Here is a 24,789-nt window from a genome sequence, read left to right on the forward strand (position 1 = left end):
TTTATTTTTTATTTGCTGTTGGAAGTAGTTTACTGGCTTCACGGACATCCAGGTTAATGCTTGAAGAATATCCCTTCAATGAAGCCAGCTCCGATACCTGGGAATTTGAATAGTTCAGAATCGCCAATCTTGCTTCTTCATGTTTCTCCTTTGACATCGCATCTGTAAAGAAATGACCAATGGTTGTTTTAGGGTCTATCCATACCCGGTTAAAGTACTGAACGTTTTCACTAAAAACAGTGGTATACGCATCGCCTGGATAAGGTGCTTTACCTAACTTTTGATCAAGTGCGGCAGCAAGCGCTTTAACTTGTGGCTCAGAGAATACTTTAAGCTCCACAAAACTAATCGTACTGTCTTTACGGGAATAGTGAATAATGACCCTGTTCACAGAATCACCTAGTTTCCCTGACAAGTCAACTCCATTAAACTTCATTACTTTTGGGTCTGCACTTTCAAATATATCATATTGCGCCAGCGTCCAGCTGGTAGTTTTACCTCCCTTTACAGGTAATGAAGTGCCTTTTAACGCCTGGCCTATAGTCTCTTTAAAATTGATATCAGCCAGATCAAATTCAGCTGGTTTCTCACTTTTGCATGAGCAGTTGATCAGTAAAATTAAAGCTAAGTAGATTGATGTTTTCATCGTGATTATAATTTGTTTTTTTAAGTCTATTCCTGAAGTCTCTTATAAGACCTCTTCAGCCTTTCGGCCACCGTATCACTGCTGCCCTGGTCAGCAACTTTAATACCATTATCAATGATAAACAGGTCTGTTGAAAAATCTGGCTTCCCATCTATTTCGGTATAATTATCAGCAACGACAATCGTCTGATTCGTTTTCTTATCTACATAAAACACTGCTGGATAACCAAGTACCTCTCCTGTAGCGCGTGGTTTTGGAACAGCTGCAAGCACAATCCCCTTTCCATATTTCGCAGCCATATATTTCCCAAGTTTCTTAGCTTCTGTTTTTTTCTCTATTCTGATTACTAAACCGACCAGTTTTGTATGCTTCTGATCGGTAAAAAGAAAAGAAACTGTACTGCTCAGATCAGATTTGGCCCCGTTCTGACCACCGCTGGTAAACTCAACTGTACCAAACTTGAATTTATTAACGCTATTGGTAGTGAGGCAGGGTAAAGAGCTTGCCAGTTCCCGTTCTTCAGGATAGGCATCTTTACCTTTTAATACCTCAGTGATTGCAGTCCGGTAAGCCAGTTTTTCAAGGTCATACTTAGTTTGCGATTTTATTATATTGATCATAAAAACAGTGACCAGTGTAAATGTTAAAATTATAGTCTTTTTCATAATTAATCGTCATCCCCTCTCATTAATGGAATCTGGATACTTATCCCGCTAATTTCCTCTAAGCTTTTGATAACATCAAATTTAGGGATCACCTCTTTATAGTTTCCTTCAGCAAGTACCCAATCTCCTTTTTGATCTTTAACTAAATCCGCAGCAGGTGTACCTTTTTTAGTAGCCAACCCTACACTTGCAGTAATGATATACTCTGCATCCAGCCCATCAAATCCTAGTTTAGGTTTATACATTAATCCTTTTGAATCATAATAAACACCATGCCCGAAAGTAATCGATGCGCTACCTTTTGCTTTAACTTCAAAATAACCATCTACAGAAACTACTAACATGGAAAGCTCCCCTTTGACCATTACACCAGCCTTTAATTCCACTCCCAGCGTACTGCTAGCTTCCAGTTTAAAGGTATCTTCTTTAGTCTCAGATACTGTATTAAATCCAAAACCTATTTTAGTATTGATCATACTTGTAATGACCAGATCCATATAAAAATCTACACTGGCCTTAAATCCTACATCATCATTTCCAAGATCCAAACCTTTTTTAAGCTGCTCTTTAATTTTCTGGTATAATTTTACTGCTCCAGGAGCAGCAGAACCACCAGAAATAGCACCAGCCACAAGACCAATAGCAGTTCCAATCAGATCGATTGTCAATTCCAGGCCAATCAGCGGATTTGCATTAAAATTAATATCTATCCGGGTACCTATTTTAGACATAGGTGCACCTTTCTTTTTAGCACGCTGCAATTGCCAAGTTGCTGATAAAGAAAGATTAGGTGGTTTTACAGCAAATGAGATCGGCCCATTTTTAAATCCGATATTCCTCACTGTTCCTTTAGTCTGCGCAGTAATCGCGTCGGAAATAGAATTTAAACCAGAAAAAAGACTGTAGAGTTTTTTGAACTTTCCTTCATGTTGTTTTTTAAACTCATCATGCCCGCCATATGTTCCGTCACCGCCCATATTCCAGTTACTTTGCAAATCGAAACCAAAAGAAGCTTCCTTTTGCTTCCATCTTCTTTCAGCACCCAGTTTACCAGCCCTGCTTTGCATCTCCTTATGCTGTTCGGGCGTAAAATTCTGCCACTTCACACTCAGATCATTGGTCAGGTTTAAGAAAAAGGTCAATACCCATTTGATATCTGAATAAGTATTGATCACCAGTGTCGGTTTATTCTGATCAGAAAAATAAGCGCAGGAATTGATATAATAGTAGAACTTATTTGCCTGTCTGCTCATCGGCCAGATGTAATCATAAGCATGTGTTCTTTCATCCAAAGGAGAATAAACCTTAGGATGAATAGTTTCTGATGCATCCAGCTTTAGTGTCGCAGCTGCTTTATTAGGCAGCAGATCACCATAAGGGACTTCTAACTTATGCGGTGCAGAAACAAGATTACACAGACCTTTAGTTTTAAAGTTTGAAATTTTTATCGGAATTTCTCTTTTGATACTTTCGCCGGGCCCGATAGTTTCGTATTGTATACTTACTGCGTTATGCGTAAAAATTTTAAGTTTTATAGTCGTTCTGCGGTTAACGATACTATCCTGTTTGCTCAGATTTTCATCCGCATTTACTAATTTCGTCTTTCCATACCCTTTAGGAAAAATCCTGGAGGCATCAATATTTTTAGAAATCAAATAATCTACTGCCGCTTTAGCTCTCTTTTCTGAAAGCTTCATATTGTACTCCGGCGTACCAAAACGATCGGTATGTGATCCTAATTCTACTGGTGTGTAAGGGATCTTCATCAAAATCTCCGCAATTTTATCCAGCTTCTTTTTATCACTGTCCCGCACTTTATACTCATCAAAAGCATAATTGATTTTCTCATCCAGATAGAATTCAGAATTCTTTGCTCCTTCAAGGTTGATCTTTCCTTCGTCAAATACCGGAACCGCTTCAGGGTCCATCAGCTCAATTTTAGTATACCGGCAATGATCTACCTGTTTCAAATTCTCCAATGGAGGCCCTACCGTAGCTACAGTAAGATTGGTTGGACTTGCTACCGCAGAAGTAGACACCGCATTCCGGAGTCTGAGGAATCTGGCGTGCATATCCTGCTTGCGGTCATCCAACACCAATTTTTGAGTTAAAGGATCCAGTACTTTAACATAAATCTCCTGAACGTCCGGCCCTGTTTTAAGTTTGGGATACCATAAAAAAGTATGCCGGATCAGTAAATTGACTTCCCCATTCTCACACAAAATATTGTTTAAAGTGTCTACTGGAAAATCATCTCCCCATTCCATTTTAAAGAACTGTATCGTGACTCTGTTTCCATTTAACCCTTCAGTAAATAATCTTAAATGCACATCATCACCAAAACGGATCGGTTCTTTCCCCAGGGTTGCTCCTTTATATTCCTTACTCCAGCTTGATTTTACAATTAATGGTTCACAAACTCCTCTAACCAGCAACCCCGCATGCAGGCTCAAATCAATCGATCCTGTCAGGCTCGCTTCCAGGTAATACATTGGTGAACTTCCGCAGAGTTTTTTAGGTATAGCTAATGCCCTGATTTCAGGAACACCAGTTTTTGCAGCCATCAAAACCTTTTTGCGCTTCACATCTTCATATAACCAGGTGATGTTGTTTTTTTGCGCTTCAGTAGTCTCCGGAAACCAATCCGCTACTTCAAATGCGGTTGCTACATCAGCTTTGATCAGCACTAAACTGTCATTGGTGGTTCCAGGGAAATAACTTTCTCCAGCTTTTAACCGAATCTTTTTTGGTCCTTTTACAGTTTTCGCCATGTTATTCAAAAATTATTCCTTCAGTACTAACCGGTTCTTCTGTTATTGCTCTGGGGTCTACCGCAGGATTTAATACTTTGCTTACTTTCGGCTCTGCATTTTTAAAATTCTGCCCCCCCGGTTCAGCAATCTGACCATGTTTAATTATCTTGATACAATCAGGCCCGCCAATCGGACAAGTTGCCTTGCTGTCCTCCAATATAATTTTACCACCATTGGTTAAGGTAGTATGTTCATAAAAATATTTCCATTCCAAAACGATAGCATTACAGGGTTTGCCCAGCTGTTTTGCACAGGGACCAAACGTATTCTGCTTAAAAGTGGCACCAATATCTTTGGTACTGGCAATGTATTTGGTTGATCCGCTTTTATCATTTGCATACTCACGCTTATGGGTAAGTACTTTTAAAAAGTCAGGATTTTTACCAAAATCACACATACACATTGCCCCCTCCACTACTAAATGTTTTTCTGCCATGTCTTTATCTTTAAGTTATTTCTCCCACAAAAAGTTAAAAATATCTGTTACTTTTCTCCCTTTTGGCGAAGCATTCCCATCAAGGAATGTCATTCCCCTTTGTTGATTTTCGGTTGCTATAATTTTAATTTCTTCTTCTTTATCTTCAATCAGCTCAAATATTTTGAGTTCTGTTTCCTGAGGAATATTGAGCTCAAGAATCCATTTAGCCACAATTGACCGGATTGATCTGGTTGATGGATCCAGCACATACTTTGCGGTATAAGTCCCTGTTGCTCCGGCAGCATCTGGATTGAGAAGCTGTTCCAAGGGGAAACTCTGCTCTTCTAAAAGGTCAGCATTACTTCTTCTGTCTGTCACTACACCATGATGATGTATTTCAATATAGTTTGCCTCATTCAAAAAAGGATTGACATCTTGTGTAGTTTTGAATTCTACCGGTGCTGCGCGGCCTGCGATTGGAAAAGATAGTTGTTCCTCCACCTTAAATCCACCTCCATAAGGCTTGTAAACCGCAGAGAAGAAAACCGAATAGAATAACTCGTTTCTAAAAATCTCACTCACCCGCTCTGGCGTAGAAATAGCTTCTTCCATGAGTTCAAGATACATTTCTGTGGTTTCTCCCTGAAAATATTCCAGCACCGCCTTTTTAGTTTCACTCCACCTGCTAATGAGTTCTGTATAATTATGGACTCCGATATACTGCCCGTCAAAATCTATTTCCAGCAGCAGCGGATAAAATACCTTTCCACATTCATAAGCCAGCTGATCAGCTACCAGATCCGGGACTTTGTTGTTCAGGAAAACAGGTGAAGTCCTTTCTACTTTAAAAATCCTGGCCCGGTCAATCATAGTTTTCACAAAACTGATGTCGAGATTAAATTTTATCGTATGCTCTTTTTCACCTGATAAATACGTGTACTGCACCCCATAGCTACGGCAAAAATCACCTGATTTTAGCTGTAGTTTAAGCGCGTGCTGATCAACGAATTCTACCTTTTCCATCTTTAGTCTGATTCAAGTTCAGTCTTAGCCTTCTGTTTAATTATTTTAGTCTCCTGAGTTCCTGTTTTAAAAGTAACTGCAATGGTATATTCATCCGGGTTTACCTCAAAATGAAGTTCCGCTTTACCCATTTCAGGAATTCTTGCAAATGCTGTTCTGAGTTCATTTTCATCAAAATCAAGTGTAGTCAGCATTTTTTGCCCTTTCTTATCAATCCATGCTACAATAACCTCTCTTGGTAAAGCTCTTTCCGCTACCGGATTATTTAGCAGGGAATCTCCAAAAATCTCTTCTGATTCCTGGTTAAAATAAAAGGGTTTAAGCTCATAAAATTTAACGGCCTTTGAATTCACCGTGAAATGCCAGTTGTAACGCTTCTGCCAGATATCAAACTGATCAGGCTTTATTTCGCCTTTCACAACACGCTCACGAACTTCTACAGGGGCATTTCTTTCGTAAGTGTCTTTAACAAATCCCGGTTCGAACAGGAAAGTATAATCTTTACCTAAATCATGTGCAGTCAATTTCACCTCTTTCGCCTGAAATTTAGCCACCTCAATTTGTTTAGGGCCTCCGGAAAGCCATAAAACTATACCACCGCCAGGAGTTAATCCCAGTGTTAAATAATTATAATCTTCTCTTTTATTAGTTGTATGATCAAGATAACCATCTTTTAAAAGATGAGCTATTTCCTGCTGAGGCAGCGCAAAACGTCCGCGGTAAAATTTATTCTCCGCAAAAGACAACCAGGTTAAAGACAAACTGTCTGGTGCTGGCCTTTTCTCCGGCCCAACATCCATTACCCCACCATTATCTCCCCAACCCATATTTACAAAAGCAGATCTTGGTAAATTGGGGCTATAACCATGATTGGAAATAAACTGTCCTTCAATAATTCTGATCGGGTACTCCTGTGGGGCTCCAACTGTTGGGACCCACTTATATTCTTCTGTCTGCATACGCTGGCAAGATGATAATTGAAAAATTAAGACCAGCTGAATTGCGATCAACTGGAATATCGTTATTATTTTAACCTTCATAAGGTATTCTTTTACGTACGTTGTTCTCCATATTTGGCTGGAAAGGGCCTCCTATTCCATCATAATTAGCCGACCAATGCAGGAATTGATTACGCAGTAATCTCAGATTCTTTTGTTCAGTTAATGCTGTATTATAATCAAATGCACTAATTTTTTTGGCATTATAATCTGCTATTAATTGTTTATAGTACATGAATTTATAAGGAAGCTCCTTACCGAATACATACCCATGTAATTTCTTTTTTACCCCATCTAATAATGCATAGGTTAATTTATACTCACCTTCTACGCCAACCTGATCAAAAGGTAAAGGAACTGGTTCTTTTAATCCGAATTCCGACATAAAATGAAGCGGGATATAACTGTAATTTTTTTTCAGCGCACGCGTACCCGATAATTTGCGCCTTACAGAATGTAATTCCAGTTGCTCTTCCAAATACCACCCTTCAGCAATCAGCCGGTTTTTTTCCGCTTCTAAAACTGCACTGCCACCATTCAGAATTTCATCTACATATTCGGTTTCATCCGGATAACTGCCTCCAATATCAGAGTGCACACCCGGTAGTTCTTTCTCTATACCTTTTTTTCCGGCACTTTGAATACGGGTGAGTGCAAAGTATTTACGATGTTCATTTTCGGCAGTAAAATGGATAACCTTTTCTGCTTTAAAAAGCCTGTCCAGATGCAGTTCTCCTACATCATTGCTAAAATCAGGAGAAATCGCAAAACCACTTTTATTAAAGGAGGATACGGTATCGAATAACCCTACAAAACGAATAATGATATTGGTAACTTTTACTCCTTTATTCAATAATAATTTCCCCAATTCTCCGCCTTTTGGTAATCTTTCCAGCGTAGTTACCTGTCCGTGAATATCATATCTGACCCCTGTACCTGCCTGATACGATGGATAGTCAGATTGAGTAACCTCATAAATGAAATTTCTCGCAGCAGCTGCCCCTCTGCTAAAACCAAATACATCAATCGTCAGTGTATTCACCTTTTTCTTTGTGGCTTTAGCTATAACGCGATCAGCCAGTTGCTGGCAACCTTTCAGCACTTTCTTAGGTATACCGGTTCTGCCAGCACCAAATCCGGAACCAGTCGTATCATCTGAATCCAGATTGGTTGTTCCGATCCCTTCGGTATAAGTCTTAACAATCTTATCAGATTCTTTATAATAAGCAAGTAACCTCGCTACATTAGACAGATCATTTCCATAACTCCCTTCATTTTTACCAGTGTCATGGTTCTTGGTATTGGTCATATTATTTAAAGTACCATCAAAAAAAACACCCGCAATAATGTCTATGCCATCAACGGTGGTGTATTTCATTTGCTGAGGTTCTCCATAAACAATCCCGTCTTTAGAGTTCTCTGTTACTTTTTGAGCAGCATTGGACTGTATAGTCTTGGCAAAGGAAGTATATTCCTGTTTTGCCGTTTCCTGCATATGCCCATTGGCAATTTTCGTAATATTACCATTTCCCATAACTAAAAGAGATTACTTTTTTCCCCACTATTATTATGAATCGTTTTGGCGGCGTGTTTGGTAATGCTTCCTTCCAAACTACTCATACTGAGCGCACCTGCCGCAGTCTTGGTAATATTGGTAGCTTCACTCTTAAAAGCATCCACTGCAACCTCACTGATATTTGCAGCAGTTAAGGAGTAATCAGCTCCGGTACTGATGGTATTGTTTACGCCTACCTGCGTGGTCATATCATTTCCAGCAAGTGTTCCAATATTCTTACCCACATTAATATCCAGATTCTCTCCTACATTAATCTGCATGTTCTTTGAGTTCAAAGTCATGTTTTCATTGGCAGTAATCGTAATATTATTTCCGCTGGTATCAATATGGATCAGATTTTTATTGATATCTGTAATGGTAATTCCATGTCCGGAAGGCCCGTCATTGAATTCAACTAAATGCCCGCTTCTGGTAGTAATACTTTTCAGGTGATTCGCATCCTTTCCTCCGGCACCCGTATTTCCATGAAAAATACTTCCCATTACAAACGGCCTGTCAGGGTCATTATATCTGAAACCGACTACGACCTGATCGCCAACTTCAGGAATAAAAACATATCCCCTGTTTTTTGCAAAAGGTTCACTGCTTCCTCCATCAGGAGTCAATACCCTGATCCAGTCGGTGGTAGAATTGTCTTTTTGCCAAAGCATCTGGACTTTAATCCTGCCTGTTTGCGAAGGATCATTATTATCCGTCACAATAGCTATCTGGGATTCTGCCTGAGGGGCCTGAATGTGCGCCACAGGTAAAACCTCTGTATTAGAAGGAACACCTTTAAAAGTGTTATTATATCTGCCCAGACCATCAATATGATGGCTGATTTCTGTGACTAAAAACTTGCCTACAGAATCCTGGTTAAAAGTTGCTGATCCTATTTTATGGGAAACCTGCACATCTGCAATGCTTCCAATATTTAATGCCGTATTGGTACTCTCTCCGGTAAGATCAGAAAGGTTTGAAGCCATTGCAGCTTTATGTTTATCTGCCAGTTGCTCCAGCTGACTCTTATTCTCTACCCTTGGCTTAACGGGTGCATTCACTTTACTGTCAAATACAGTAGTAGATTCCTTAAAAGCATGCTGAGAATAATCATTGAGTCCTTTGCTCTGGTTAGCAGAGTTGGTAGACATGGTGTTATCTTCCTGAGAACGGTAAGAATAGTAAGAGAAATTCATCGGTTGAATCCGCACCGCCATATTCATAAAGTTCAGGTTCTGGCCATGTACGAGTGAAACTGTACGCTGGCTGGAAGGCATCCCAAAATGAAGTGCTTTTCCATCATAATAAAAGAATTCACCATACTCGGAACTCAATCTGTTGATAAAAGCAAAATTGCTCTCTTTAAATTGGGTTATATATTTAAGTTCTTCTCTGTAAGCAGGTTTAATTGCAAACTCCATTTCATTTGCCGGCAGTGTATCGGTAACTTTTTTCACAATCTGATCCAGTTTCATATCACTGTAAGAGATGAGATTGCCACCCGTTTCCAGCAAGATTGTCGGAGAAAATCCTTTGATAATCAGGTTACCTCTCAGACCATGACTTTGCGTAAGATTGACTTCGCAAACCACCCCTTTAAAGTCCATATTACCTTTATCAATACTGACGATAAAGCTCTTGCCTACCCAAGTTTTAGACTGGTCAATTTTGAATCCCCCGGTTTGTTCAATCACATCCTGGTTAATGATGAGCTCAAATTCATGGTGACGGTTAAATGCCTGAGTAATACTCAGGGAGTTAAAATGAACAATTGCGGTATCATCAATATGTATTTCCAGATTTATTTTCTTTTCCATCTTGCAGAAATTAGCTGTTAATTTTGTTGGTATTATTTTCCATAGCTCAATTCGAATTTCATTCCCGGTACCAGCCCGTTCATGGTTTGTCTTATAAAATCAAGATGTCTTCTTTTGAGTTCTGTTCCGGTATTCATAATTCCGGGAAAATCATTCAGGGTATTTTCCCAGGCTACTCCTTGTTCAAGATAAGTACCTGGTGTATAAAGCACTCCACTGCCTGTATGGGCAAATTTGTGATTTATGGGAGACTGGTCAGGGCTATCGAGGCTTAGTTTTCGCGCATCCCAGCGGATATCCCCTTTCTGGTAGGTATTTGGATTTGTTTTATGAATGGCAGCTGTCCAGTGTGCGCTATTGTCCATAACCCAGCTGACCTCAAAAGAGGTTTTGATAGGTGCAGCAAGATAATTCATGGGCAGCGTTGATCCGGGAATAATTTTAATCAGCAGCTTACTTCCCCACACAGACCGGATCAGCCTTTCTACTTTCCTGTGAAAATCTTTGGTTTCGGTATACGTCCACCTGCTGGTGCCCGGAACATTGTTCCAGTTATATCTCCATCTTTGCACCACTTTAAAATCATTTTTTTCAAGGTCGAACAAGATGGAGAAATAAGGCGTATCTTTTTTGTAGCGTAACATAGATGATAACTAAGAGAACATTAAGCTTTTGGCCAGTCGTTGGTATGCTCAGCATTTCCAAGTTTTAGTTTTCTGGCAGAAATGACAAAACTCAGTGTCATTGGTGTATTGTCATTAACAGCAATTCCTTCATTGTACTGAATGATATACCCATCTTCGAATGAAAGCTCTTTCATCTTTGCATCTTCTTCGCCTTTTTTAAAGACGATGGTACCTCCTAATGGTTTGTATTGATTATTGACCATGGATTCAATGACTGAAGTATCTTCGGTTGATTCTATTTCAAGATGAATAGATCCCCCGTAAACACCTGAAGACGGACGTCCTTTAGCATCTACATCTCTATTTAAGGAGAAACTGCATTGCAGTACATCAAATTCCTTAGCGCCTAGAGTTAATCTGGTTTTAAAAGCCATAATATTATTATTTTAATGGTATTAATAATAGTCTAAATTGATTTATCCGGTACAGGAGAATCCGGCCGGGCCGGAATTCAAAAAATATGGATTTATAAGCTGGTTTAATTTAAGCTTTCGGCCAGTCATTGGTATGCTCAGCATTGCCAAGCTTTAGTTTACGGGCAGAAATCTGGAACTTCAGGGTCATCGGATTGGCGCCTGTGATATTGATTCCTTCGGTATACTTGACAATATAGCCGTCCTCAAAATGAACTTCTTTCATTTTGGCATCTTCTTCAGATTTCTTGATCAGCAGCGTTCCTGCTAAAGGTTTATATTGATTGTTGACCATTGATTCAACGATAGACGTATCTTCTGTTGATTCAATTTCCAGGTCAATTGTACCACCATATACTCCGGAAGAGGGTCTTCCTTTGGCGTCTACATCCCGGTTGAGCGAATAGGAACAATGGAGCACATCGTACTCCTTGCCCGAAAAGTTTAATCTTGCTTTGAAAGCCATAACTTTAATTTTTGGGTGAAATATATTTACTAAGTATGTACAATACTAACAATAATTTTGCCAACATTACAACTTTCGTTTCTTTATCGGACCCGCCCCCCTTTGATTGCAGATCAGGGAGATATATTTTTTTTATCAGGGGTAAAACAGGAATAAAATCGAATTAGATACTGTTTCGTGAATGTTGAATCAGGCTACAGTTTGTAGTTAAAGGATACAGTTATTTCAAAGTTCAGGATTGGAGCAGGTAAAGTAAAAACAGTAATTACAATCGATTATCAGACCTGATTTGTCAGGTGAAATCCGTATAAGAAACTGTTTAATAAACTAATTAAGACTTACAGTTTTGAGCACCGGAGTATCATTTGAAAATCAAGAATGTGGAGATCTTTGTATAAACAGCCCAACCATCTGATCCCTTTTTGAATTTGGCTAAACTATTGTGTAATTTTGTAATAGTAAAAAGGTTATGGATCAAGGGAATAATCCTGCCAATCCTGTTTACCCGGCAACTAACTATAAATAAACAACTTAACAAAACAAAATATGTCATCAGTAGAGACTACTTACGTTCCTTTTAAAGTAAAGGACATTTCACTGGCAGAATGGGGCCGTAAAGAAATTGGATTAGCAGAAGCAGAAATGCCAGGCTTAATGTCTTTGCGTGCTGAATTTGGTCCTTCAAAACCATTAAAAGGTGCACGTATCGCAGGATGTCTGCACATGACTATCCAGACTGCGGTTTTAATTGAAACTTTAGTTGAACTTGGAGCAGAAGTGACCTGGTCATCCTGCAACATCTTCTCTACACAAGACCACGCTGCTGCTGCTATTGCTGCTGCCGGAATCCAGGTTTATGCGTGGAAAGGCTTGAATGAAGCAGATTTCGACTGGTGTATTGAGCAAACTTTACACTTTGGTCCGGAGCAACAACCATTAAATATGATCTTAGACGATGGTGGTGACTTAACCAACATGGTTTTCGATAAATTCCCTGAGCTGATTGCTGCAATCAAAGGATTATCAGAAGAAACTACTACTGGTGTTCACCGTTTATACGAACGTATGAAAAACGGAACTTTGCATTTACCAGCTATCAATGTAAATGACTCAGTTACTAAATCTAAATTTGACAACAAATACGGTTGCCGTGAGTCATTGGTCGATGCGATCCGTCGTGCTACTGATGTTATGCTTGCAGGAAAAGTAGCTGTAGTTGCAGGTTACGGTGATGTAGGTAAAGGTTCTGCTGAATCTTTAAGCTCACAAGGTGTACGCGTTATCGTTTCTGAAATTGATCCTATCTGTGCATTACAAGCTGCAATGGAAGGTTATGAAGTGAAAAAATTCGCTACAGCAGTTAAAGAAGCTGATATCGTGGTTACTACTACTGGTAACTGTAACATTGTTCGTCCTGAGCATTTCAGAGTAATGAAAGATAAAGTTATCGTTTGTAACATTGGTCACTTTGACAATGAGATCGATGTAGCCTGGTTAAACTCGAACTACGGTGATACTAAAATCGAAATCAAACCACAGGTTGATAAATATACTATCGACGGTAAAGACGTTATTTTATTAGCTGAAGGCCGTTTAGTAAACTTAGGATGTGCTACCGGCCACCCAAGTTTCGTGATGTCTGCCTCTTTCACTAACCAGACTTTAGCACAGTTAGAGCTTTGGACTAACCCAGGAAAATATGAGAACAAAGTATATGTTCTTCCTAAATCACTGGATGAGAAAGTAGCGCGTTTACACTTAGCAAAAATCGGTGTTGAATTAGATGTATTAGATCAACAACAAGCTGATTATATCGGTGTACCAGTTGAAGGTCCTTTCAAACCGGAAGCTTACAGATACTAGTTTATTTAAATAATAAGAAGAAGGGATGCGCCGGAAGGACATCCCTTTTTTAATAAAATAATTATTTAGTCCCTCCAAACTCGTCTTCTACGCTTTCTGATAAATCATACATCAGCCATTGTTTGCTTGTTACCTCGGCTGTCTTGCTTTTTAACAACTTGATAAAATCAGCCACACCTACCGGTTCGTTTCCATTTCCATGAATCAGAACGATACTGCCCGCAGCAGGCTTTTGTCCTTTCGCAAGCCATGCGTCGCTCCCTATCGGGATAATTCCATAAGCTAAAACTTTATCCACTACCCGCTGATCAGAAACCAGCCCGGGGAACCTGAAAAATACAGAAGGAATTAAACCGTGCTGCAACATAGCCAGTTCAGTACCCAATATTTCAAAATTCATATCTGTACCTGGTTCTAACAGAAAATTAGTTTTTAAGGGTGCAGCCGGGCTTACATGGTGATTGAAGGAATGATCAATCCAGGTAATGTCAATTTCTTTTTTTGCCACCAGTTCTTTCAACCAGTTCAGATCGTCAGTATGCGTTAACATCCAGCGTCCTGTTATAGATAGCGCTACAGGAACAGGCTGTTCAATTTTAGCAAACTCCTGAAGCAGTGAAGTGAAAATAATCCGGTCCAGCGGTTTATGCGAAGGACAAAGATCTATAGTCAGCGTTATTCCTTTCTCTTTAGGGAAACCATGCGTTACCCCGGCATCCTGTAAGGCCAGTGCCTGTTTTGCAGCAGCATCGTAAGCTTTGAAATAAGGGGTCTGCTGAAAATAAGCCTTTGCACTTTTCCAGTCCATCGGGCGTACAACGGCATCAGCAGTCAATTCTGTCGTTAAAGTCTGTGGATCTACAGCCAGGTACAATATTTTACCCGCTTTCTCCATTTTACGGATAACAAGCAGCTCATTTCCCTGCACTTTTGCCACCCCGCTATAAACCGTATAATTTTTAATGACCTCCTGTGCAGAACAGACAATTGCTCCAAAAATTAAAAAACAACAAATAATTACACAGAACGTTAACCTGTTTACAATAATATTATACCTGTTCATGTTTAATGGTTTATCTTTGTACATGGCAAAACTATCAGTAAATATCAATAAAATAGCCACGTTACGCAACAGTCGCGGGGGAAACAATCCAGATCTGGTTAAGGTAGCACTTGACTGTGAACGTTTTGGTGCGGAAGGAATCACTGTACATCCAAGACCTGATGAACGTCATATCCGTTATCAGGATGTATTCGATCTTAAAACAGCCATTTCAACAGAATTCAATATAGAAGGTAACTGCAAAGAACAAAAATTCATTGACCTTGTACTGGCCAACAAGCCTGCACAGGTAACATTGGTACCGGATACTGAAGGACAGATCACTTCCAATCATGGATGGGATACTATAAAACATCAGGCCTATCTTAAAGAAATGGTCCAGCTATTTCAAAAAGAAGGTATCAGGGTTTCTATTTTCACAGATCCGGTAAGAGAAATTATCGAAGCTGCACAAACTACAGGAACTGACCGGATAGAACTTTATACAGAGTACTATGCAGCTAATTATGCAAAAGATCCTGTAAAGGCAATCAGCCCTTATACACAAGCTGCACATACGGCGAATAAACTTGGTTTAGGAATCAATGCCGGGCATGATCTTGACTTGCAAAACCTGAAATATTTTGCGGATAACATCCCTAATTTACTGGAAGTTTCTATTGGCCATGCCTTAATCAGCGATTCCTTGTATTTAGGTCTGGAAAACACAATTCAGCTCTATTTGAAACAATTGTAGAATATATTTAGATCAGTCCATTCCATTGGAATGGAACTGAAATTTTAATACCTTTGCGCAAATTTATTGTTAACCGTCATGAGTTTAAACATCCATTACAAAGAAGACTTTAAAAACCGTCATATCGCTCCAAATGCGGAGGATACTGAGGCTATGTTAAGCACCCTTGGTCTGAATTCTATTGAAGAACTGATTGAACAAACTGTTCCTCAAAAAATCAGATTGAAAAAACCACTTAATTTACCTGTTGCTAAGTCTGAGAAAGAATATTTGGAAAGCCTTAGACAAACGGCTTCACTGAATAAAGTTTTCAAATCTTATATCGGACAAGGATATTATGACACCACTACTCCAGGAGTAATTCTGAGAAATGTGATGGAAAATCCAGGATGGTATACACAATATACTCCATACCAGGCTGAAATTGCACAAGGTCGTTTACAGGCTTTACTGAACTTCCAGACTATGGTTATTGACCTTACAGGTATGGAAATTGCAAATGCCTCTCTTTTAGATGAAGGTACTGCTGCTGCTGAAGCGATGTTTATGCAATTCAGTTTGCGTAAAAATACACAGGCAAACAAGTTTTTCGTTTCGGAATTGTTATTCCCTCAAACTATTGACATCTTAAAAACACGTGCAAATCCATTCGGAATTGAACTTGTAACCGGTGATCACCAAACATTTGAAGCAACTGAAGATTTCTTTGGTGCAATTGTTCAATACCCTGCCGGAAACGGTGAAGTGTTCAACTATACTTCATTCGCTGAAAAAGCACATGCTAAAAATGTTAAATTAACAGTGGTAGCTGATATTTTAAGCTTAACACTATTAACTCCTCCGGGAGAATGGGGAGCTGACATCGTTGTAGGTACTACACAACGTTTTGGTGTACCAATGGGCTTCGGTGGTCCGCATGCTGCATTTTTCGCCACTAAGGATGAATATAAACGTTCTATCCCTGGAAGAATTATCGGCGTAACAATTGACAGTCATAACAACTACGCTTTACGTATGGCGCTGCAAACAAGAGAGCAGCATATCCGTAGAGATAAAGCAACTTCAAACATTTGTACTGCACAGGCTTTATTAGCTATTATGGCTAGTTTCTATGCGGTATATCATGGCCCGAAAGGTCTTAAATTAATTGCAGAAAGAACACATGGCTTAGCTGTTGCCCTTTCACAATCAATTGAGCAAATCGGTTATAAACAATTAAATAAAGTTTTCTTCGACACCATCCGTGTTGATTTAGGTGATTTGAAAGATTCAATCCACAAAGAATGTATCGATAACGAAATCAACCTGAACTATATTGGTTCTGTAGCTACAATCGCATTAGATGAGACTACTTCTATTGAAGACATCAAATTGCTGAACAAAATATTTTCTAAAGTAAAAGCGATCTCTGCGGACAGCGTTGAACTTGCTGAAGAAAAAAACATTCAAACTGTAATCCCTGCTGAATTACAACGTACTTCAGCTTACCTGACACACCCGGTATTTAATCTGCACCATTCAGAACATGAAATGCTGCGTTATATCAAATCACTGGAAGCAAAAGATCTTTCTCTTTGTCATTCTATGATTGCTTTAGGTTCATGTACTATGAAATTAAATGCAACAACAGAAATGATCCCGGTTACCTGGGCAGAGTTTGGCCGTGTTCACCCGTTTGCTCCGGCAGATCAGGTGGCTGGTTATTACACTGTATTCAACGAGATTGACAGATGGTTAAGTGAAATTACTGGTTTTGCAGCCATGAGTTTACAACCAAATGCTGGTGCTCAGGGAGAATATGCAGGTTTAATGGTAATCAGAGCTTATCACCAGGATCGTGGTGATCATCAGCGTAACATCGCTTTAATCCCTTCTTCTGCACATGGTACTAATCCTGCTTCAGCAGCGATGGCCGGAATGAAGATTGTAATCGTTAAATGTGATGCAAACGGTAATATTGATGTAGCTGATCTGAAAGCAAAAGCAGAAGAGCATAAAGCTAATTTATCTTGTTTCATGGTAACTTACCCATCTACACATGGTGTATTTGAAGAAAGTATCATTGAAATCTGTGAAGTTATCCACGCTAATGGCGGACAGGTTTATATGGATGGTGCAAATATGAATGCTCAGGTAGGTTTGACCAGCCCTGCAAACATTGGCGCTGATGTATGTCACCTGAACTTACATAAAACATTCTGTATCCCTCACGGTGGTGGTGGTCCTGGTATGGGCCCGATCGGTGTTGCTGCACATCTGGTAAAATATTTACCGGGTCACGCTGTAGTAGACATCAACAATGAGAAATCAATTCACGCAGTATCTTCTGCACCATGGGGTTCTGCCTCTATCCTGATCATCTCTCATGCTTATATTGCAATGATGGGTGGCGAAGGATTGAAAAATGCTACTGAATATGCCATCTTAAATGCGAACTACATGAAAGCGCGTTTAGAGAAACATTACCCGGTACTTTATTCTGGTAGTAAAGGACGTTGTGCACATGAAATGATCCTGGACTGCCGCGGATTCAAAAACTTCGGTATCGAGGTAGTTGATATTGCGAAAAGATTAATGGATTATGGTTTCCACGCACCAACGGTATCTTTCCCGGTTGCAGGAACGTTAATGGTTGAGCCAACAGAAAGTGAAGCTAAACATGAGCTTGACCGTTTCTGTGATGCTTTAATTGCCATCAGAAATGAAATTACTCAAGTAGAGAACGGTACATTGGATAAATTAGATAATCCATTAAAAAATGCACCTCATACTGCTGCTAAAGTTACAGGAGATGAATGGGCACATAGCTACAGCAGACAAACTGCTGCGTTCCCATTACCTTATGTATCAGAACATAAATTCTGGCCTTCGGTTGGAAGAGTTAACGATTCGTTTGGAGACAGGTCATTAGTTTGTGCCTGCCCGCCAATAGAGAGTTATATGGAAGAAGAAGAAGTTAGTTTATAACCTAACTTCACATTCCTTTGATTAAGGAGACGGGTCATTTTTTTAAGATGGCCCGTCTTTTTTCAAATATATAAATCATCAACGATTTACTTTACGTTTCTATTTTATATCTTTATATTAATCCCAGTGATCTTTCTATAAACTATTAAGCTGATGAATACTAAAATTAACCTGTTGGTAATTGACGATGATGATATTAACATCTTCATTATTAAGAAAATTGTAGAAAAAACAGGCTATGAAGCTAAAATGGTTGCCAAGACAAATGGATCAATGGCGATTGAATACCTACAGGAATTAATAGCGAACAACGAAGTTCTTCCGCATTTGATCCTGATTGACATCAACATGCCTGTACTGAATGGCTGGGAGTTTTTAGATGCTTATGAAAAGTTAGGCATCCAGAATGATATAGATATGTACATGCTCTCTTCTTCAGTTTATGAGAATGACATTGAAAAAGCCAAAACCTATAAAACAGTAAAAGGGTTTATTTCTAAACCCCTTTCTATTGAACGTCTTGTTGAACTTTTTGAAGGCAAAAATTCAGAGACTATATAACTTTAAACTGGCCTTCTTCACCCAGTTCTATAAAGCCGGTCGCTTTACTTTTACCATGATAGAAAAGACAGTTCCAGTGTTCATTAACAGCTGTATGCCCAAATTCTTCTCTTAATTCCATGGACTTGCGGCCATCGTAATCATATTTGGCAATAAATTTCTTGTACAGTTCTTCGGGCTCTGGTAAAACATCACCGCCAAAAAACACTTTATTCTCCTCATCTTCCAATAACCAGGCCTGGTGAAAAGGGGTATGCCCACCAGTGAGGATATGTTTAATGCCCGGAATTAAATCACCGGTTTCATCTACGAAAATCAAAGTTGCATTCCGTTGAAGAAAATCAAAAATCTCTGTTCGGTAAGAGGATGAAGCATTGGTAAATGCACCCTCCCACTCTCCACGCTGAATCACGTAAGCCGCGTTCGGAAAACTAAGCTCCATTCCATTGTTTTCTTTATGTACCATACCACCGGCATGATCAAAATGCAGATGTGACATTAAAACATAATCCACATCTTCAGGATTAAAACCTACCTTGCGGATATTTTCATGTAAAATCAACTCTCCGTCACTGTTACTATAGCCCAGCCCGGTATCCAGCACCAATAACTTATCCCCAAATTTAACAAGGAAAGGGTTAACGTGTATAAATAGAGATCCGGGTCTGTCTTTGGGGCTATCTGTCTGAGGATTAAAAGGGACGAACTTTTTGTCGGCTGCTACAGAATAAGAACCTTCATATAAAGTGAAAACTTGCAATGGCGTAGGTGTTAGTCAAAAGAATAATTAATGATATATTTACAATCTGTTACAAAGATATGGAACCTGCATGAAATACCTTCATGCTAACGTCATTACCGCTTAAACAGCGCTTTGCAAAAAACACAAAACCAAGACTAAATGAAGAAAAGATGGGTGCAGGCCGTAAAGGGTAAAGCAGAAACAACAGATTCGCTTGCACAGCAATTAAATATAGATACAAGTTTAGCTGAAATATTAGTACAACGGGGTATCTTGTCTTTTCAGGATGCTAAAGACTTCTTCAGGCCGCAACTCACGCAATTACATGATCCTTTTTTAATGAAGGATATGGAGAAAGCTATTGCCAGAATCGATCTGGCACTGGCTGCCGGAGAAAATATCATGATTTATGGAGATTATGATGTGGACGGAACAACCTCAGTAGCGCTTGCTTATAGTTTTTTCAGCCAGTTCACTTCTGCGATTGAATACTACATTCCTGACCGGCATAAAGAAGGGTACGGAATTTCTACCGCAGGGATTGATCATGCAAAGGCGCGCGGGATTACCCTGATCATTGCACTGGATTGCGGAATTAAATCAAATGACAAGATTGATTATGCAAATACACTCGGTATAGATTTTATCATTTGTGACCACCATTTGCCGGGCGACGTACTGCCGGCAGCAATCGCCATCCTTGATCCTAAAAGATCAGATTGCCCTTATCCGTTTAAAGAACTTGCTGGCTGTGGAATTGGTTTTAAACTGGCCCAGGCATATTGCCTGACGCACAATCTTCCGGCAGAAAATTACGAAAGATATCTTGATCTGGTTATGGTTTCCATTGCTGCGGATATTGTTCCGGTTAATGATGAGAACCGTACCCTTGCTTATTATGGGCTGATCAAATTAAATACAAACCCTTGCACAGGGCTGAAAGCATTAATGGATAGCTGCGGTAAAAACAAAGATTTTACCATTACCGATGTTGTATTCACTTTAGCACCGCGGATTAATGCCGCCGGACGGATGGATCATGGTAACCAGGCAGTTAAAATGTTATTGTGTACAGCGGATACGCTGGCCGCAGAACAAAGTCTTTTTATTAATTTACAGAATACAGACCGCAAAACAACAGATCAGAATATTACCGCAGAGGCATTGGCATTGATTGATGAATCTGAAATCCTGATCAATAAAAAAACAACGGTAGTTTACAACGACCAATGGAACAAAGGGGTGATTGGTATTGTCGCTTCCCGCCTGACAGAAAAATATTACAGGCCAACCATCGTTTTAACATTATCCAATGGGATGCTGACAGGGTCAGCACGTTCGGTACCAGGTTATGATCTGTATGAAGCGCTTTTAAGTTGTGCGGATTTACTGGAACAATTTGGCGGGCATAAGTTTGCAGCCGGGATGACGATTAAGCCTGAAAACATTGAAGCTTTCGCTGAAAGGTTTGAAACTGTTGTTGCGGCGACCATAACAGAAAATTTACTTTGTCCGGAGATTTTGATTGACAATGAAATTTCATTGGCTCAGATTGATGGCAAGTTTCAGCGTATACTCGCTCAGATGGCACCTTTTGGCCCGGTTAACCCGGCCCCGGTATTTGTAAGCCATGATGTATTTTTCGTGGGAAGACCTTATATTGTAGGGGCAAAACATTTAAAGTTGAGTATTAAACAACAAAATTCCAGTATTTTTGAAACCATTGGATTCGGACTGGCAGAATTTGAGCAACTATTAAAACCTGATCAACCTTTCTCTGTTTGTTATACGATAGAAGAAAATGTGTGGAAAGAGCAGAAGCGCCTGCAATTGAATATTAAAGCAATAGAGATAAATAACCAATCATATAAATGATATTAAGAGCTGATAATCTTATAAAAAAATACAAACAGCGAACGGTCGTCAACGATGTTTCGTTTAGTGTGAGTCAGGGGGAAATTGTAGGATTACTCGGCCCTAACGGAGCGGGAAAAACTACTTCCTTTTATATGATTGTAGGACTGATCAAACCCAATGAAGGTAATATCTACCTGGATGATGAAGACATCACCAAGGATGCGATGTACCGCAGGGCACAGAAAGGGATTGGTTATTTAGCACAGGAAGCCTCTGTTTTCAGAAAGCTGTCTGTTGAAGACAACATCCTGTCGATTCTGGAAATGACCACCATGACCAGGGTAGAACGTCAGGAAAAACTGGAAGAGTTGATTGATGAATTCAGTTTGCACAAAGTAAGAAGAAACCGGGGTGACCTTTTATCAGGAGGGGAACGCCGCAGGACAGAGATCGCAAGAGCACTTGCAGCAAGTCCTAATTTCATTTTACTGGATGAGCCATTTGCGGGGGTAGACCCTATTGCTGTAGAGGAAATCCAGACTATCGTTGCCAAACTCAGAAATAAAAATATCGGTATCCTGATTACCGACCACAATGTTCAGGAAACACTTTCCATTACGGACCGGGCCTATTTGCTATTTGAAGGTAAAATACTGGAGTCTGGTACTCCCGAGGTACTTGCCGCCAATGAAATGGTAAGAAAAGTCTACCTGGGTTCCAATTTTGTACTTCGCAGTAAAAACTTATAATCTATCGTATGGCAATTGTAAATTCTATTTTCACCTGGTATATGAAAAAGCGTGTCCACCAGATAGAGCTTTTCATGAAATATCCGATAGATGTCCAGGAGGAATGGTTTCACACCCTGATTTCCTGTGCGGAGAACACAGAATGGGGAAAGAAATATGATTATAAGTCTATTGAAACCCCGGAACAGTTTAAACAGCGTGTTCCACTTCAAAATTACGATTCCTTAAAACCTTATATCGAACGGATGCTGCAAGGGGAACAAAATATTCTCTGGCCTTCAGAGATTAAATGGTTCGCTAAATCATCCGGTACAACCAGTGACAGAAGTAAATTTATCCCGGTCTCTCCTGAGGCTTTAGAAGAATGCCACTTTAAAGGTGGAAAGGATATGATCTCGATCTTCTGCAATAACAAACCTTCCAACCAGATCCTGACCGGGAAAGCGCTTGTATTAGGTGGCAGTCATCAAATCAACCAGTTAAATGAAGATTCTTTTTATGGAGATCTATCAGCTGTACTGATCAAAAACCTGCCAATGTGGGCGGAATACTACCGCACGCCGGATATTTCAATCGCTTTGATGGATGATTACGAACAAAAAATGGACCGTATGGCAGAGGCCACCATTAAAGAGAACGTAACCAACATTTCTGGTGTACCGACGTGGACTATTGTACTTGCTAAAAAGGTACTGGAAATTACAGGTAAAAAGAATTTACTGGAAGTATGGCCAAATCTGGAGCTTTACTTTCATGGTGCGGTTAATTTCAGTCCTTACAGAGAGCAGTTTAAAGAATTGATCCCCAGAGAGGATATGTATTACCTGGAAACCTACAATGCTTCTGAGGGCTTCTTTGGTATACAGGATCAGAAGAATTCGGAAGAGATGTTGTTAATGCTGGATTATGGGATATACTATGAGTTTTTACCTTTAGAACAGCTTTGTGATGATAACCCGGTTACCTTAAGTCTTGGAGAGGTAGAATTGTATAAAAACTATGCTATTATCATTTCTACCAATGCTGGTTTATGGCGTTATGTAATTGGAGATACGGTTCAATTTACTTCTTTATCCCCTTTCAGGATCAAAATTACAGGCCGCACTAAACATTTTATCAATGCTTTTGGCGAAGAAGTGATTATTGACAATGCGGAACAGGCGATCAGTAAAGCATGCAGGGAAACTGGTGCAGCATTTAAAGATTATACTGCCTGCCCTATTTATTTTAAAGGAAATGATGCCGGAGGACATGAATGGATCATAGAATTTGATCAGCAGCCTGATAATTTTGAGAAATTCGTAGATGTACTTGATCAGACCCTCAGAGATATCAATTCTGATTATGATGCCAAACGCTTTAACAACATGGCACTTTGCAGACCCAAAGTTCACAATGCACCAAAAGATACTTTTTATAACTGGCTGAAATCAAAAGGTAAATTGGGCGGACAACATAAAGTACCCCGTCTGGCTAATGAAAGAAAGTATGTAGATGAAATTTTACCAATGCTAAACGCTTAAGGAAAGGGCTGCATAGTTCCGCAGGAACATTTCCTGGTATCAGTTACACCGAATGCACGTAAGTAGTACTGATAATAATCAGTTCTGTTTTTCATGGCTGCTACAGCATCTCCATGGTTACATTCAATTGCGCCATTGATAATATTGGTCACCAGTCCAAATCCGGCAACCCAGCCCTTTGCCTGATCCGCAGCTGAAGGCTTCCATTTCCCGGTAATCACTTCATGTGCGGAAGGTTTAACTCCCTGAGGGGTCATCCAAAAATAGATTGCAGTTTCAAAAGCAACAACAGGGTCTTTAAGGATCAGATCGGGATCAGAGAGTAATTTGTTTTTGTCTCCAAAGATACAGGCTGAAGCAAAGCCATAATTTCCGTTATAACTTAATTGAAGCGGGCCGCGTCCGTAATATTTCTTACCCGCAACCGCAGGATAAACCACATTCGCAGCGATATAGGCATTTGTCGTATCCAGTTCTCTTTTCAGCATCAGCCCATCATTAAATTTACCGTCAGCTCCATCCCTTGTTTCATGGGCGGCCTGTGCAAAAAAAGCAGCCAATTCTTTTTGATTGATCTTCTGATCTGCACTGTTACAGAACAGACCATAGTCAATAGTGACAGTCGTATATTCTTTTTGCTGCGCCCAGGCCTCATTCCAATCTTTATCCTGACGAACAATGCTCTTTTTTCCAGTGCGCTGGTCAGTTCTGGTAATTTTATAAATAAAAGGCCCTCTTTTCTCTACTTGAATTTTTACCTGTGCTAAATTCTGAACAGCTTTCAGCAAAGAAGGATAAGTATAGAACTTACTTCTCAATGGGAAAAGCTTGTTAAAAGCAGTAGCAGTGAGTAAAGAAGGAAATGCAAACTTAGCGTCTTTGTAACCAGAATTGTTTAACTTGAAAGCGCTGGCAGGGATGACAGCACATAAACAACATAGCACAACAGCAATAATTTTAACGCCTTTTTGTTTCATATCTTTCAGTTCAGGTTTAAAATAACATGAATATCATGTTTTTTTCAGACCTGTGAATATAGAAACTTAATAAATCCCAGGCAAAGTCTAATTATACTCATAGCTTATAAGGATGAATAATATTGATACATAAACATACACGGACCGGTCATTGTAATTCTTTTACTTTTATAGTTAATCAGCATCGTTTTATAAAAAGAACAATTTATACAACAATCAAACCAGTTTTTTGTTTAATGCATAATATTATT

Annotated in this window: 21 protein-coding genes; 7 read left to right on the forward strand and 14 right to left on the reverse strand. The window is 39.5% G+C overall.

The window, feature by feature from the left end:
• Window position 1: 1 nt before the first annotated feature.
• The 11 genes from HDE70_RS17385 to tssD (HDE70_RS17435) form a co-directional block, all read right to left on the reverse strand.
• On the reverse strand, window positions 2-646 hold the full coding sequence (locus HDE70_RS17385) for a hypothetical protein (RefSeq protein ID WP_183891392.1): 645 nt from the start codon (window positions 644-646) through the stop codon (window positions 2-4).
• Window positions 647-672: 26 nt separating this feature from the next.
• Window positions 673-1,311: a hypothetical protein gene (locus HDE70_RS17390; RefSeq protein WP_183891393.1), complete on the reverse strand. Its 639-nt coding sequence runs from the start codon at window positions 1,309-1,311 to the stop codon at window positions 673-675.
• 2 nt (window positions 1,312-1,313) lie between these two features.
• The gene (locus tag HDE70_RS17395; protein WP_183891394.1) at window positions 1,314-4,082 is read right to left on the reverse strand and encodes an OmpA family protein; all 2,769 of its coding nucleotides are present in this window, start codon (window positions 4,080-4,082) and stop codon (window positions 1,314-1,316) included.
• 1 nt (window position 4,083) lies between these two features.
• On the reverse strand, window positions 4,084-4,560 hold the full coding sequence (locus HDE70_RS17400; protein WP_183870084.1) for a DUF4280 domain-containing protein: 477 nt from the start codon (window positions 4,558-4,560) through the stop codon (window positions 4,084-4,086).
• A 15-nt stretch (window positions 4,561-4,575) separates the two neighbouring features.
• Window positions 4,576-5,565 (reverse strand): hypothetical protein, encoded by a 990-nt coding sequence (locus HDE70_RS17405; protein ID WP_183891395.1) that lies wholly within the window; start codon window positions 5,563-5,565, stop codon window positions 4,576-4,578.
• Window positions 5,566-5,567: 2 nt separating this feature from the next.
• A complete protein-coding gene (locus HDE70_RS17410; RefSeq protein WP_183891396.1) occupies window positions 5,568-6,605 on the reverse strand; it encodes a DUF2931 family protein in 1,038 nt (345 codons plus the stop codon).
• On the reverse strand, window positions 6,595-8,097 hold the full coding sequence (locus HDE70_RS17415; RefSeq protein ID WP_183891397.1) for a T6SS phospholipase effector Tle1-like catalytic domain-containing protein: 1,503 nt from the start codon (window positions 8,095-8,097) through the stop codon (window positions 6,595-6,597). The genes HDE70_RS17410 and HDE70_RS17415 overlap by 11 nt, the downstream gene beginning before the upstream one ends.
• A 2-nt stretch (window positions 8,098-8,099) precedes the next feature.
• Window positions 8,100-9,935, reverse strand: coding sequence for a type VI secretion system Vgr family protein (locus HDE70_RS17420; RefSeq protein ID WP_183870088.1), 1,836 nt, complete (start codon window positions 9,933-9,935; stop codon window positions 8,100-8,102).
• 32 nt (window positions 9,936-9,967) lie between these two features.
• Window positions 9,968-10,579, reverse strand: coding sequence for a hypothetical protein (locus tag HDE70_RS17425; RefSeq protein WP_183891398.1), 612 nt, complete (start codon window positions 10,577-10,579; stop codon window positions 9,968-9,970).
• A gap of 20 nt (window positions 10,580-10,599) precedes the next feature.
• Complete coding sequence (gene tssD / locus HDE70_RS17430; RefSeq protein ID WP_183891399.1) at window positions 10,600-10,995, reverse strand: type VI secretion system tube protein TssD; 396 nt, start codon at window positions 10,993-10,995, stop codon at window positions 10,600-10,602.
• A 109-nt stretch (window positions 10,996-11,104) separates the two neighbouring features.
• Window positions 11,105-11,500, reverse strand: coding sequence for a type VI secretion system tube protein TssD (tssD, locus tag HDE70_RS17435; protein WP_183891400.1), 396 nt, complete (start codon window positions 11,498-11,500; stop codon window positions 11,105-11,107).
• 546 nt (window positions 11,501-12,046) lie between these two features.
• Between tssD (HDE70_RS17435) and ahcY the strand changes: the two genes are divergently transcribed.
• Window positions 12,047-13,363 carry an adenosylhomocysteinase gene (ahcY, locus tag HDE70_RS17440; RefSeq protein WP_068405975.1) on the forward strand — a complete coding sequence of 439 codons (1,317 nt, stop codon included), beginning with the start codon at window positions 12,047-12,049 and terminating at the stop codon, window positions 13,361-13,363.
• A gap of 61 nt (window positions 13,364-13,424) precedes the next feature.
• Here the strand turns inward: ahcY and HDE70_RS17445 are convergent, their stop codons facing one another.
• Window positions 13,425-14,426, reverse strand: a complete 1,002-nt coding sequence (locus tag HDE70_RS17445; RefSeq protein ID WP_183891401.1) for a polysaccharide deacetylase family protein — start codon at window positions 14,424-14,426, stop codon at window positions 13,425-13,427.
• A gap of 22 nt (window positions 14,427-14,448) precedes the next feature.
• Between HDE70_RS17445 and HDE70_RS17450 the strand changes: the two genes are divergently transcribed.
• From HDE70_RS17450 to HDE70_RS17460, 3 genes are all read left to right on the forward strand, one after another.
• Window positions 14,449-15,162, forward strand: a complete 714-nt coding sequence (locus HDE70_RS17450) for a pyridoxine 5'-phosphate synthase (RefSeq protein ID WP_068407893.1) — start codon at window positions 14,449-14,451, stop codon at window positions 15,160-15,162.
• Between the two features lie 78 nt (window positions 15,163-15,240).
• On the forward strand, window positions 15,241-18,129 hold the full coding sequence (gcvP, locus tag HDE70_RS17455) for an aminomethyl-transferring glycine dehydrogenase (protein WP_183870092.1): 2,889 nt from the start codon (window positions 15,241-15,243) through the stop codon (window positions 18,127-18,129).
• A 153-nt stretch (window positions 18,130-18,282) separates the two neighbouring features.
• Window positions 18,283-18,690 carry a response regulator gene (locus HDE70_RS17460; RefSeq protein ID WP_260161165.1) on the forward strand — a complete coding sequence of 136 codons (408 nt, stop codon included), beginning with the start codon at window positions 18,283-18,285 and terminating at the stop codon, window positions 18,688-18,690.
• Here HDE70_RS17460 and HDE70_RS17465 read toward each other — a convergent pair.
• A complete protein-coding gene (locus HDE70_RS17465; protein WP_183891402.1) occupies window positions 18,683-19,450 on the reverse strand; it encodes an MBL fold metallo-hydrolase in 768 nt (255 codons plus the stop codon). The genes HDE70_RS17460 and HDE70_RS17465 overlap by 8 nt on opposite strands.
• Window positions 19,451-19,591: 141 nt before the next feature.
• Here HDE70_RS17465 and recJ point away from each other — a divergent pair, with 141 nt between their 5' ends.
• Genes recJ through HDE70_RS17480 form a run of 3 tightly spaced genes read left to right on the forward strand, consistent with a single transcriptional unit; the run spans window position 19,592 to window position 23,561 of the window.
• Complete coding sequence (gene recJ / locus HDE70_RS17470; RefSeq protein ID WP_183870094.1) at window positions 19,592-21,307, forward strand: single-stranded-DNA-specific exonuclease RecJ; 1,716 nt, start codon at window positions 19,592-19,594, stop codon at window positions 21,305-21,307.
• Entirely contained in the window at window positions 21,304-22,038 is a 735-nt protein-coding gene (gene lptB, locus HDE70_RS17475) for an LPS export ABC transporter ATP-binding protein (RefSeq protein WP_183870095.1), read from the forward strand. Before recJ ends, lptB begins: the two co-directional genes overlap by 4 nt.
• Window positions 22,039-22,046: 8 nt before the next feature.
• Window positions 22,047-23,561 (forward strand): GH3 auxin-responsive promoter family protein, encoded by a 1,515-nt coding sequence (locus HDE70_RS17480; protein WP_183870096.1) that lies wholly within the window; start codon window positions 22,047-22,049, stop codon window positions 23,559-23,561.
• Here the strand turns inward: HDE70_RS17480 and HDE70_RS17485 are convergent.
• Window positions 23,558-24,538: a chitinase gene (locus HDE70_RS17485; protein WP_183870097.1), complete on the reverse strand. Its 981-nt coding sequence runs from the start codon at window positions 24,536-24,538 to the stop codon at window positions 23,558-23,560. The two genes, HDE70_RS17480 and HDE70_RS17485, sit on opposite strands and share 4 nt — an antisense overlap.
• Window positions 24,539-24,789: the final 251 nt, after the last annotated feature.

Origin of the sequence: Pedobacter cryoconitis (genome assembly GCF_014200595.1) — a bacterium.
Taxonomy (GTDB): Bacteria; Bacteroidota; Bacteroidia; order Sphingobacteriales; family Sphingobacteriaceae; genus Pedobacter; species Pedobacter cryoconitis_C.

Bases quoted from the DNA above. Each gene is read 5' to 3' on its own strand.
- tssD (WP_183891400.1), bottom strand. From the start codon at position 11,500: ATGGCTTTCAAAGCAAGATTAAACTTTTCGGGCAAGGAGTACGATGTG.
- recJ (WP_183870094.1), top strand. From the start codon at position 19,592: ATGAAGAAAAGATGGGTGCAGGCCGTAAAGGGTAAAGCAGAAACAACA.
- HDE70_RS17415 (WP_183891397.1), bottom strand. From the start codon at position 8,097: ATGGGAAATGGTAATATTACGAAAATTGCCAATGGGCATATGCAGGAA.
- ahcY (WP_068405975.1), top strand. From the start codon at position 12,047: ATGTCATCAGTAGAGACTACTTACGTTCCTTTTAAAGTAAAGGACATT.
- HDE70_RS17405 (WP_183891395.1), bottom strand. From the start codon at position 5,565: ATGGAAAAGGTAGAATTCGTTGATCAGCACGCGCTTAAACTACAGCTA.
- HDE70_RS17425 (WP_183891398.1), bottom strand. From the start codon at position 10,579: ATGTTACGCTACAAAAAAGATACGCCTTATTTCTCCATCTTGTTCGAC.
- HDE70_RS17385 (WP_183891392.1), bottom strand. From the start codon at position 646: ATGAAAACATCAATCTACTTAGCTTTAATTTTACTGATCAACTGCTCA.
- HDE70_RS17450 (WP_068407893.1), top strand. From the start codon at position 14,449: ATGGCAAAACTATCAGTAAATATCAATAAAATAGCCACGTTACGCAAC.
- HDE70_RS17460 (WP_260161165.1), top strand. From the start codon at position 18,283: ATGAATACTAAAATTAACCTGTTGGTAATTGACGATGATGATATTAAC.
- gcvP (WP_183870092.1), top strand. From the start codon at position 15,241: ATGAGTTTAAACATCCATTACAAAGAAGACTTTAAAAACCGTCATATC.
- lptB (WP_183870095.1), top strand. From the start codon at position 21,304: ATGATATTAAGAGCTGATAATCTTATAAAAAAATACAAACAGCGAACG.
- HDE70_RS17410 (WP_183891396.1), bottom strand. From the start codon at position 6,605: ATGAAGGTTAAAATAATAACGATATTCCAGTTGATCGCAATTCAGCTG.
- HDE70_RS17390 (WP_183891393.1), bottom strand. From the start codon at position 1,311: ATGAAAAAGACTATAATTTTAACATTTACACTGGTCACTGTTTTTATG.
- tssD (WP_183891399.1), bottom strand. From the start codon at position 10,995: ATGGCTTTTAAAACCAGATTAACTCTAGGCGCTAAGGAATTTGATGTA.
- HDE70_RS17485 (WP_183870097.1), bottom strand. From the start codon at position 24,538: ATGAAACAAAAAGGCGTTAAAATTATTGCTGTTGTGCTATGTTGTTTA.
- HDE70_RS17445 (WP_183891401.1), bottom strand. From the start codon at position 14,426: ATGAACAGGTATAATATTATTGTAAACAGGTTAACGTTCTGTGTAATT.
- HDE70_RS17480 (WP_183870096.1), top strand. From the start codon at position 22,047: ATGGCAATTGTAAATTCTATTTTCACCTGGTATATGAAAAAGCGTGTC.
- HDE70_RS17400 (WP_183870084.1), bottom strand. From the start codon at position 4,560: ATGGCAGAAAAACATTTAGTAGTGGAGGGGGCAATGTGTATGTGTGAT.
- HDE70_RS17395 (WP_183891394.1), bottom strand. From the start codon at position 4,082: ATGGCGAAAACTGTAAAAGGACCAAAAAAGATTCGGTTAAAAGCTGGA.
- HDE70_RS17420 (WP_183870088.1), bottom strand. From the start codon at position 9,935: ATGGAAAAGAAAATAAATCTGGAAATACATATTGATGATACCGCAATT.